1 pseudogene is annotated in these 601 nt (G+C 57.6%); it reads right to left on the bottom strand.

Features of this window, described 5'->3' with window-relative positions:
- Positions 1 to 460: 460 nt before the first annotated feature.
- Positions 461 to 601 (bottom strand): annotated as a pseudogene (locus IB244_RS31625) (IS110 family transposase); the annotation flags it as partial.

The following is a 601-nucleotide window of genomic DNA, read 5'->3' as shown; positions in this document are numbered from 1 at the left end:
TTTCCGTGTGTCGCCTCGGTTTGTGAATAACCTTGTTATCCTGAAGCGTGAAACGGGCTCTCTGTTGCCAAGACGACAGGGCCATGTCGGCGGCGGCAAGTTGAGCGACCATGGAACATGGTTCCGTTGTATAATCGCATTCCGTCCGTCAAGAGGGGTTGAGCATGCGGTATCCTCACCGGGTTGAAGGAAGGCAACGCGGCGCAATCCGAATTGTCGGTTTGGCCCTCAGCGGCCATGTCCTTAAGAGCTGTCCGGTGCTGGGAGCAGGGTTGTCTTCGCGGTCGACAAATGTCGCCGCATGATGGGTATTCGCAGGTAGGATCTTCCTTATGTGAACGGCGCAATCTCTATTACGTTGCAGGGAACGATACGGAATGATCCAACCTACGTCCGCAGCACGGACGCTCAGTGCCTCAAATCAGGTTTGACGCGCTGAGGGAGGAAGGCTGGTTGTCGCTTAAGCGGCGGCGTCAGCCGAGGCGTTGAACACTTCTCCTGTCCTGAGCATGCTGTGCATGATAACCGCAAGCTTCCGGGCGACCGCCACCGCAGTGCGTTTGAAGCCCAACCGCTCGCGCAGCTTCAGCCCCCAGCTCCT

Source organism: Rhizobium sp. RHZ02, assembly GCF_014851575.1.
Classification (GTDB): Bacteria; Pseudomonadota; Alphaproteobacteria; order Rhizobiales; family Rhizobiaceae; genus Rhizobium; species Rhizobium altiplani.
This window is presented reverse-complemented; position numbering and strand designations above follow the sequence as displayed.